Source organism: Cellulomonas sp. P5_C5, assembly GCF_054049655.1.
Genome location: NZ_JBFULY010000009.1, coordinates 116,361 through 126,080 on the forward strand (window position 1 = coordinate 116,361; position 9,720 = coordinate 126,080).

At 71.4% G+C, this 9,720-nt stretch carries 7 protein-coding genes and 1 tRNA gene; 5 read left to right on the forward strand and 3 right to left on the reverse strand.

Annotated elements, in window-relative coordinates; genetic code table 11:
- Window positions 1–51: 51 nt before the first annotated feature.
- Entirely contained in the window at window positions 52–429 is a 378-nt protein-coding gene (locus tag ACXJKF_RS10870) for a DUF6069 family protein (RefSeq protein ID WP_456787729.1), read from the forward strand.
- A gap of 3 nt (window positions 430–432) precedes the next feature.
- Here ACXJKF_RS10870 and ACXJKF_RS10875 read toward each other — a convergent pair whose 3' ends face one another.
- Window positions 433–1,815: a calcium-binding protein gene (locus ACXJKF_RS10875; RefSeq protein ID WP_456787730.1), complete on the reverse strand. Its 1,383-nt coding sequence runs from the start codon at window positions 1,813–1,815 to the stop codon at window positions 433–435.
- A gap of 293 nt (window positions 1,816–2,108) precedes the next feature.
- On the opposite strand from ACXJKF_RS10875, the gene ACXJKF_RS10880 reads away from it, so the two are divergent.
- The 3 genes from ACXJKF_RS10880 to ACXJKF_RS10890 all read left to right on the forward strand — a co-directional run bounded on the left by ACXJKF_RS10880 (window position 2,109) and on the right by ACXJKF_RS10890 (window position 5,718).
- A complete protein-coding gene (locus tag ACXJKF_RS10880) occupies window positions 2,109–4,571 on the forward strand; it encodes a GH36-type glycosyl hydrolase domain-containing protein (protein ID WP_456787731.1) in 2,463 nt (820 codons plus the stop codon).
- Window positions 4,572–4,656: 85 nt separating this feature from the next.
- A complete protein-coding gene (locus ACXJKF_RS10885) occupies window positions 4,657–5,586 on the forward strand; it encodes an aldose epimerase family protein (RefSeq protein WP_456787732.1) in 930 nt (309 codons plus the stop codon).
- 58 nt (window positions 5,587–5,644) lie between these two features.
- Window positions 5,645–5,718: transfer RNA gene (locus ACXJKF_RS10890), tRNA-Gly, on the forward strand.
- A gap of 247 nt (window positions 5,719–5,965) precedes the next feature.
- Here the strand turns inward: ACXJKF_RS10890 and ACXJKF_RS10895 are convergent.
- Window positions 5,966–7,426 carry a Tat pathway signal sequence domain protein gene (locus ACXJKF_RS10895; RefSeq protein WP_456787733.1) on the reverse strand — a complete coding sequence of 487 codons (1,461 nt, stop codon included), beginning with the start codon at window positions 7,424–7,426 and terminating at the stop codon, window positions 5,966–5,968.
- A gap of 800 nt (window positions 7,427–8,226) precedes the next feature.
- Between ACXJKF_RS10895 and ACXJKF_RS10900 the strand changes: the two genes are divergently transcribed.
- Window positions 8,227–8,997 carry an ion transporter gene (locus ACXJKF_RS10900; RefSeq protein WP_456787734.1) on the forward strand — a complete coding sequence of 257 codons (771 nt, stop codon included), beginning with the start codon at window positions 8,227–8,229 and terminating at the stop codon, window positions 8,995–8,997.
- Here the strand turns inward: ACXJKF_RS10900 and ACXJKF_RS10905 are convergent.
- Complete coding sequence (locus tag ACXJKF_RS10905; RefSeq protein WP_456787735.1) at window positions 8,990–9,604, reverse strand: GNAT family N-acetyltransferase; 615 nt, start codon at window positions 9,602–9,604, stop codon at window positions 8,990–8,992. The two genes, ACXJKF_RS10900 and ACXJKF_RS10905, sit on opposite strands and share 8 nt — an antisense overlap.
- Window positions 9,605–9,720: the final 116 nt, after the last annotated feature.

Consider the following 9,720-nt stretch of genomic DNA (forward strand, 5'->3'; position numbering starts at 1 on the left):
CCGGTGGGCGACCAGGGTCGGGACGTCCACCTCGAACGTCAGGAGAAGCTCATGTCCCGTCCTGTCCCCGTCTGGCTCGTCGCCGTCACGGCGACCGCCCTCGCGCTCGCCGTCTGGGTGCTCGCCGTCCCTGTCGGCGGCGTCGACCTGGCCGCCGGCACGCCCCCGCAGACCGTCGGAGCGGTCTCGGTCGTCGTCGCGACCCTCGTCGTCACCCTGGGCGCCTGGGGCGTCCGCACGATCCTGCGCCGACGCGCCCCGGTCGCCTGGTGGCTGACCTGCGGGATCGTGCTGGCGGTGTCCCTGCTCGGCCCGCTCGGGGGCACGTCACCCGCCGCCGTCGGCACCCTGGTCGCCCTGCACCTCGCCGTCGGCGCCACCGTCGCGGTGGGTCTGGATCCCCGCCGCGCACGCGTCCCGGCACGCTGACCGTCAGCGCTCGCCGGCGGGCGCCACCGTCGGCGCCCGCTGCGACGGCGTCGGCGCCGGCGTCGGCGTGGGCATCGGCGGCCACGGGATCGTGTCGTTGCACGACGTCATCGCGTCGAGACGGTCGGCCGTGCACGCGTCCTGGCCGTCGCCGCCGTCGAGACGGTCGTTGCCCTCGACGCCGTCGGTCCCGCGCAGGTCGTCCTGGCCACCGCCGCCCCGCAGCAGGTCGGCCCCGGGCCCGCCGACGAGCGTCTCCTGCCACCAGACGCCGGTCAGCACGTCGTCCCCGTACCCACCGACGACCTCCTCGATGTCGGGCGAGGAGCTCCACGGCGGCGGCGCACCGACCGAGTCGCCCTCGCCGGGCTCCCCGTCGCCGCCGAGGCCGTCGAGCGTCACCGTGACCGGGCCGGTGCGCGCGCTGTAGTCGACGGCGTCGCGCCCCGGTCCGCCGACGAGCTGGTGGGCGCCGTCGGGCGCCGCGCCCGTGACGAACCGGTCGTCCCCCTGCCCGCCCTCGGACCGCCCGCTGTCGGGACCGCCGTCGAGCACGTCGCCGCCCCAGCCGCCCTGGAGCAGGTCGTGGCCGACGCCGCCGAGCAGCGTGTCGTCCCCGTCCCCGCCGACCAGGACGTCGTCGCCGCCGAGCCCGGAGACCCGGTCGTCGCCGGCGCCCGCGCAGATCACGTCCGCGCGAGGGGTGCCGGTGAGGACGTCCGGGCCGTCGGTGCCCCGGATCGTGCAGGCGTGCCCGGGCGCGGTGTCATAGCGGACGTAGTCCCAGCTCGAGCTGCCCTGGTGCGTCTCGAAGCCGAGCGCGATCGTGCCGGCGCCGCGCCCCGCGAGCGTCCGGTCGAGCACGGTGCGCCCGTCGACCGTGAGCCGCAGGTGCTGCCCGCGCGCCTCCAGGTGGTACCTGTGCCACCGGTGGGTGTCCAGCGGGATCGCCTCGCGGTCCTCGTACGGGTACACGAGGCAGAGCTCGCCGGGGCCGAACCCGATCTGCACGAGGTCGACGGTGTCGCCCACCCAGAGCGTCGTCGCGGGCGCGTTGCCGGTCTCGTCGAGACATGTCTGCGTCGAGCCGGCCCCGAGACGCATGCGGAAGTCGACGTCCCAGCCGGTCAGCCGGCCGGCCGACCCCGTCCACTCCGACGGAGCGGCGTAGTCCCGCAGCATGACGAGCGTCTGCTCGCCGATGGTCATCGTGCCGCCGCGCAGCGTCGCGACCGGGTCGCCGCTGAACCCCGCGACCTCCCAGCCGGCTCCGAGCGTCCGCCCGAACTCCTCCCGGTGGACGTCACCCGCCGACGCGGGGGTCGCGAGCAGGACGACGGCGGCGAGGACGGTCGTCAGGGTCAGGCCGTGCCGGGTACGTCTCATCGTCGAGCTCCCCACGTGTCAGATGGTGAGCACCGTAGAGACTTGCTGGCCTGCGAAAAGATTCGGTCGACCGGACCTGCACGTTCGGGCGGGTCCGACCGTCGTCGCCGCAGGAATCGCTTCGTCCGTTCCGCCATGGGACGCGGACGGCTATGCTCTCGTCCGGGAGTTGCGTGGGAGCGCTCTCGCACTGCACATCGCACACCGAACAGCGCCGGCGACGACGCGTCCCGCACTGCAGCGGGAGCCGACGAGCCGCGGGCGCCACTGCCGAGCACTCGAGGGGCAAGTCCATGCGGTACGGCCAGTTTGACGACGAGGCACGCGAGTACGTCATCGAGACGCCTCACACGCCCTATCCGTGGATCAACTACCTGGGCTCCGAGCAGTTCTTCTCGCTCATCTCGCACCAGTCCGGTGGCTACTCGTTCTTCCGCGACGCCAAGATGCGCCGCCTGACGCGTTACCGGTACAACAACATCCCCGCGGACGCCGGCGGCCGGTACTTCTACGTGAACGACGGCGGCGACGTGTGGACCCCGTCGTGGCTGCCGGTCAAGGCGGACCTGGACCACTTCGAGACGCGGCACGGCCTCGGCTACACGCGCATCACGGGTGAGCGCCGCGGGATCTCCGTCGAGACGCTGTTCTTCGTGCCCATCGGCGAGACGGCCGAGATCCAGAAGGTCACGGTCACCAACACCTCCGACGTCGAGAAGTCGATCACGCTCTTCTCGTTCGTCGAGTTCTGCCTCTGGAATGCGCAGGACGACCAGACCAACTACCAGCGCAACCTGTCGATCGGCGAGGTCGAGGTCGAGCAGGACGGGCCGTACGGCTCCGCCGTGTTCCACAAGACCGAGTACCGCGAGCGCCGCGACCACTACGCCGTGTACGGCGTGAACACCCGGGCCGACGGCTTCGACACGGACCGCGACACGTTCGTCGGCGCCTACAACGGTCTGGGCGAGGCGACGGTCCCCCGCAGCGGGCAGTCCACCGGCTCGGTGGCATCCGGCTGGTACCCGATCGGCTCGCACTCGGTGAACCTGACGCTGGCGCCGGGCGAGTCCCGCGCCCTGACCTACGTGCTCGGCTACGTCGAGAACCCCGACGAGGAGAAGTGGGCCGACGACGCCCACCAGGTCATCAACAAGGAGCGCGCGCACGCTCTCCTGGGCCGCTTCGCGACGACGGAGCAGACGGACGCCGCGTTCGAGCAGCTCCGCGCGCACTGGACCGGTCTGCTCTCGACGTACTCGGTGAAGTCCGACGACGAGAAGCTGGACCGGATGGTCAACATCTGGAACCAGTACCAGTGCATGGTCACGTTCAACATGTCGCGCTCGGCGTCGTTCTTCGAGACCGGGATCGGCCGCGGGATGGGCTTCCGCGACTCCAACCAGGACCTCCTGGGCTTCGTGCACCTCATCCCCGAGCGTGCCCGCGAGCGCATTATCGACATCGCCTCCACGCAGTTCGAGGACGGGTCGGCGTACCACCAGTACCAGCCGCTGACGAAGCGCGGGAACAACGACATCGGCTCCGGCTTCAACGACGACCCGCTGTGGCTCATCGCCGGCGTGGCCGCGTACATCAAGGAGACCGGCGACGTCGCGATCCTCGACGAGCCGGTGCCGTTCGACAACGAGCCCGGCTCCGAGGTCCCGCTGTTCGAGCACCTGGTCCGCTCGTTCCAGTTCACGGTGGACAACCGTGGCCCGCACGGCCTGCCGCTCATCGGCCGCGCCGACTGGAACGACTGCCTGAACCTCAACTGCTTCTCCACCACCCCCGGCGAGTCGTTCCAGACCACCGAGAACCAGGCCGGCGGGCACGCCGAGTCGGTGTTCATCGCCGCGCAGTTCGTCCTCTACGGCGCGGAGTTCGCCGAGCTGGCGTCGCGCCGCGGCCTCACCGAGGTCGCCTCGCAGGCCCGCAAGGTGGTCGACGAGGTCCGCGCCGCGGTGCTCGAGCACGGCTGGGACGGCGAGTGGTTCCTGCGCGCGTACGACTACTACGGCAACCCGATCGGCACGGACGCCAAGCCCGAGGGCAAGATCTGGATCGAGCCGCAGGGCTTCGCGGTCATGGCAGGCATCGGTGTCGACGGCACCTCGCCTGAGTCGCCCGCCATCAAGGCACTGGACTCCGTCGGCGAGATGCTGGGCACCCCGCACGGCCTGGTGCTCCAGTACCCCGCGTACACCACGTACCAGATCGAGCTCGGCGAGGTCTCCACCTACCCGCCCGGGTACAAGGAGAACGGTGGCATCTTCTGCCACAACAACCCCTGGGTGATCATCGGCGAGACGGTGGTCGGCCGTGGCGCCAAGGCGTTCGACTACTACAAGCGGATCACGCCCGCGTACCGCGAGGACATCTCGGACACGCACAAGCTCGAGCCGTACGTGTACGCGCAGATGATCGCGGGCAAGGAGGCGTCGCGCGCCGGCGAGGCCAAGAACTCCTGGCTGACCGGCACCGCCGCCTGGAACTTCGTCGCGGTCTCCCAGTACCTGCTCGGCGTCCGCCCGGACTACGACGGGCTCGTCGTCGACCCGCAGATCGGTCCGGACGTCCCGTCGTTCACCGTGACGCGCGTCGCCCGTGGCGCCACGTACGAGATCCACGTGACCAACTCCGGCACCGAGGGCGCCCGCGGGAGCCTCACCGTCGACGGCACGCCGGTCGAGGGCAACCTCGTCCCGTACGCCGCCGAGGGCTCGGTCGTCCGCGTCGAGGTCACCGTCTGACCCCGCAGGGGTCTGACGGGATGCTCTGATGACTGCGCTCCAGGAAGTCGAAGCGCTTACGTCGCCGTTCGACGTCGATCCGCGCGTGATCACGCTCCGCAACGGCACATGGGAGCTCGACGTGCTGCCCGGGACGGGTGGGGCTCTCGCCGGCGGCCGCATCCGCACGTCCGACGGGGTCTGGCGCGACCTGCTGCGCCCGACCCGCCCGACGGCGATGGGCGAGGCGGAGAAGTGCTCCAGCTTCCCGATGGTCCCGTGGTCCAACCGGATCCGGGCCGGGGTGCTGCCGTTCCGTGGCCGCACCTGGCAGTTGCAGCGCAACGGTGCGGACGGCACGGCCATCCACGGCGCCGCCCGGCACTCCGCCTGGACGGTCACCGACCAGACCGACACCCGCGTCGTCCTCGAGCTCGACACCACCGGTCTCGTCGGCGTGAACTTCCCCTGGCGGTTCCGCGCGCAGATCACCTACGCGCTCAGCGACAACAAGCTCACCGTCGGCACGTCGGTAGGCAACGTCGACCGCGAACCGTTCCCGGCCGGCTTCGGGCACCACCCGTACCTGCAGCGCACCCTGTCGCCGCTCGGCACGTCCGCCCCGCCGACCCCCGGCCAGCCGGTGCTCGAGGTCCCCGCGCAGAAGGGCTACGCGCTGGTCAACGCGCTCCCGTCAGGCCCGGCCGGCGCGGTCCCGCAGCGCGCCGACTTCCGCGTGGCACGTCCGCTGACCTCGTCCTTCATCGACGACGTGCTCACCGCCTGGGAGCCCGGCTCACCGGTGCGGATCAGCTACCAGGACCTCGGCGTGAACGTCGACCTGCACGTCGACCCCGTGTACGCCCACCTCGTCCTGTACGCGCCCCGCAAGCGGCCGTACTTCGCGGTCGAGCCCGTGACCAACGTGAACGACGGCTTTGCGCTGCACGACGCCGGAGTGCCGGGCACGGGCGTCTTCGTCCTCGAGCCCGGCGAGGAGCGCTGCGGCGCGTTCACGTTGACCGTCCGGACCTGAGTTCGCCGTTCGGATCCGTCCGGGTATGCTCTCTCTCCGGACCGATCCGTCGGTCCACGCGGGTGTAGTTCAGTGGCAGAACTTCAGCTTCCCAAGCTGATAGCGCGAGTTCGATTCTCGTCACCCGCTCCAGTGTTTCCCGCAGGTCAGCACCTGCGACGCCGTCCCCACCGGACGCCCTCATGACTCGACCTGCCGTGGCTGTCCCCCGGGCAGCCCAGTTCTGCTGACCTCTGGCTGCTGCGACCAAGCCATGAGCGTCGCGACCAGGACGTCGAGCGACACCCCTGACTTGGTCAGCGCCCACCGGTGACGGCGGCGGATCACGGGACGGGGCCACGGCGGGATGTCTCCCGCCGGGGCCCCGTCGTGTGTCCGGTCAGCTCCGGCGGCCCAGGCGGTACGGGTTCGTGCGGGTGTCCCCGAACACGAACCACGACGTCGCGCCGACGTGCTGGACCTGGAAGTAGCCGAAGCCGAACCCGGTGTCCAGGAGGCTGGACGCCGCGACGATCCCGCCGTCGACCTCCACCCCACCCAGGTGCTGCCCGACCCCGAGCACGTCCTGGGCGTGGCGGGCCTGCGCGAGCAGGGCGTCGGCGGCGCGCTTGTCGCCGCGACGGTCCCGGTCGACGAGCGCGGTCGCCAGCTGGTTGGTGCCCTCCAGCCAGACGCCCTGCGGGTGCACGGTGATGCCGTTGTACTGCGCGGTCGACGTCAGGCTGGCCGTGCTGAACGTGACGCCGGAGAGCGTCTCGCCGTCGGGGAGCTGGGACGTCGCGGCGTTCGCGTCGTCGGTGACGGCGAGCGCCGAGCCGGCCCAGTCGAGCGCGCCGGCGTAACGCTTCTCGCGCAGCGCGAGCCAGCTCCAGGTGGCCGTGTCGAGCGGCACGGGGAACCGGTTGATCTCGACGCCGTCGTTGGTGCCCGTCCAGAACGCACCCGCGGTCGGGTCCCACATCAGGTCGACGAACGCCCGGGCGTGCTTCGCGGCCGCGGTCCACGCCTTGTCGCGCGTGAGCTCGCGGAGCAGCGTGAAGAACGCGACGCAGTCGATGTTGTGCTCGGTCGAGCCGTTGGGGACCGGCACGTTCGCGCCGTTGACGCCGAACGAGAAGCCGCCGAGCGGCTGCGTGGACCACGTGTTGGTGGTGATCCACGTGCCGATGCGGACCGCGGCGTCGAGGTACCGGCGGTCGCGGGTGCGGGCGAACAGCTGCGCGAGCGCGATGCCGGGCCACGCCATGTCACCGACAGCGGTGCCGAGGAACCCGAACTGCCAGCCGATGTTGGCGGAGCCGTCCGGCAGGACGAAGCCGTACGGCTGCGGGTTGCCGTCGTAGAACGTGTACGGGCCGACGTTGTAGCCCTGCCGCAGGCGGCCGTCGGAGTAGCCCGGGTCGTGCTCCTGGGCGTAGACGATGCCGTCGCCGATGGCTCGCGCCGTCTGCTCCGTGCTGCGGCGCCCGTCGGCGAGGAGCGCGATGACGGCCAGTGCGCTGTCGTACACGAACGCCGTGCTGAACAGGCCGAGCTCGTCGGCGTAGCTCTGGGGCAGCCGGGGTCCGGTGTTGAGCGTCGGGTACGCGTCGGTGGCGGACTGCAGGAAGGCGACGGCGGCGCGACGGGCGGCGGCGGGGTTGCCGTGCGGGTGGCCGTGCGCGGCGACGGGGCCGGCTGCTGGCACGCTGCGGGCGGAGGCGCTCGTCGCGCTCGCGGCCACGGCGGCCGCCGCTCCGGTCAGGACGAGGAACGACCGCCGGCTGAGCGGCGGCAGTGCCGGGCCGTGGGCGTGGTGTGACTGGTGGGGCGTGGCGGGGTCGATCGTGGTGTCGGGCATCGCAGGGGACCCTCCAGGGCGGGCGAGCGGGTCGCGGCATTGCGACCCGGGACCACCGTAGGGACCGATCAGGCGGAACGGAAGATCTGGACGTATCGGACAATCGCGCGCGCCTCCTCGACCGGGTGACACGTGTCCCCCGTTCGCGTGGCTGTTGTTGACACGTGTCGCCTGGCGGCACGTGGGCGGCGATGGCGCTCGGGCCCAGCAAGCGCGCTGATGGCACCGCTGTTCGGGTCTGGTAGACGCGCGGATGCCACCGGTCTCGGGGGTGGGAAGCGACGCGAGTGGCACCGGTATCGGGCCCGGCACGCGCTTGGCCGGGGACTCGCGGCCCGGAGCGAGGTGCGGCGGTGCGCTGCGTCGGAAGACTGGACGGCCGCGCTCTGCGGCGCGGCACCCACGGAGGCCGCCGCTGCGGGAGGCGGGTCTACGGCCTGGACATCCGCGCAGGGCCGGCCCCCCACCCTCCTGGGGGACCGGCCCTGCGACGTCACGCCAAGAGTGCCCCCGATGACCGCACGAGTCAAGCAGTCATTGACCGTCGTCACACGAATGCCGTGACCGCTGTGACAGCCACGCCGAAAGTCTCGGCGGTCCGGCCGACACGCTCGTCCGGCCGGAGGTGACCGCCGCGTTCGTCGAGAAGCAGCGCGCCCCGGGCACCGAGGTGCACGCCGACCCGATGGGACCGGGCACGGGCTGGTCGCCCTGCGCGCGCTGCCGACGCTGCTCCCGTGGCTGGAGTCCGTCGGCGCGGGAGCGGGCTGACGCCTCCGCCTGCGTGCCAGACTCCTGCCGTGAGCGCGCCTCGCAGTGAGCTGAAGGGCATCGGGTACGAGATCTTCATCGGCGCGCTGTCGCTGCTGTCGATCTTCAACCTGGTCCTCGTCGTCCTCACCCGGCAGGACGGTGATCTGCAGAACGTCCTGCTGATCATGAACGCGCTCTTCAGCGGTGTCTTCCTGCTCGACTTCACCTACCGGCTGGTCACGGCCCCGTCGCGCAAGGACTACTTCTTCCGGCACTTCGGCTGGGCCGACCTGCTGGCCAGCCTGCCGCTCCCCGAGTTCAAGTTCCTGCGCATCTTCCGCCTGGTCCGCGTCATCCGGCTCCTGCGCGGGGTCGGTGGCCGCAAGGTGCTGCGGACGCTGATCCGCGACCGCGCGGGCAGTGCGCTCTACACCCTGCTCCTCGCGGGCGTCCTCGTGCTGCAGTTCGGCAGCCTCACGATCCTGCGCATCGAGGACGGCGCCCCGGGCGCGAACATCACGGACGCGTCGGACGCCCTCTGGTACACGATCGCCACCATCTCCACCGTCGGCTACGGCGACCAGTACCCGGTCACCAACGCGGGGCGCATCGTCGGCTCGATGATCATCGTCGTCGGCGTCGGCATCTTCGGGACGTTCACCGGCTACCTGGCGAACCTGTTCCTGGCACCACGGAAGAAGGCGCCGGAGCCGGTGGACACGCTGACCCAGCTGCGGCACGTCCTCGACCTGCCGGGCGTGACGGTCGAGGACGTCGACCGGGTGCTCGCCCTGCACCGGGACGAACCCGTCACGTGAGGTCGAGCGTCAGCGTCCTGCCCCAGTCGTGGCGGGCCGCCTCGGTGAAGCCGACCCGCGTGTAGAACGCGATGGCGCCCTCGTTCCGGCTGTCGACGCCGAGGTGCAGCCCCGGCACGCCACGCTCGCGCAGCGCCGCCGACAGGGTCTCGATGAGCCGACGGCCGAGACCGCGGCCCTGAGCCCGCGGGAGCAGGTCGATGTGCATGTGCGCGGGGAACCTGTCGAACAGGGAGTCGTCCGCGGCCTCCCACTCGTGGATGCGGCCGACCAGGACGTGGTCCTCGGTGCCGTCGTGCGGGTTCTCGCGCACCGGGTACCGGGTACGCAGGGTCGGCCACCACTGGCGCTCGAGCCACTGCTCGAACCGGTGCGTGTCGGCCGTCGCGACGATGTAGCCCACCAGTCCCAGCTCGTCGACCACCACGAACGTCAGCCCGGGGTCGGCCACCGGGTACGGGCCGGCGTACAGGTGCGCCAGCAGGTCGGGGTCGCGGTACAGCGCGGTCGCGTCCCCGCCGGCCTCGCCGGTGAGCAGACAGATCCGGTAGATCGCCGGGAGGTCGGACGGGTGGAACGGGCGGATCGTCCCGGGTGCAGCAGGCATGCACACGACTTTCTCACGCGTTCACAGCATTCTTCGGTCCAGGATCCGCTCCGACGTGCCGATATCCAGGACGTGACGCTCATCACCGACTCCGCCCCCGACCTGCTGCACCAGGC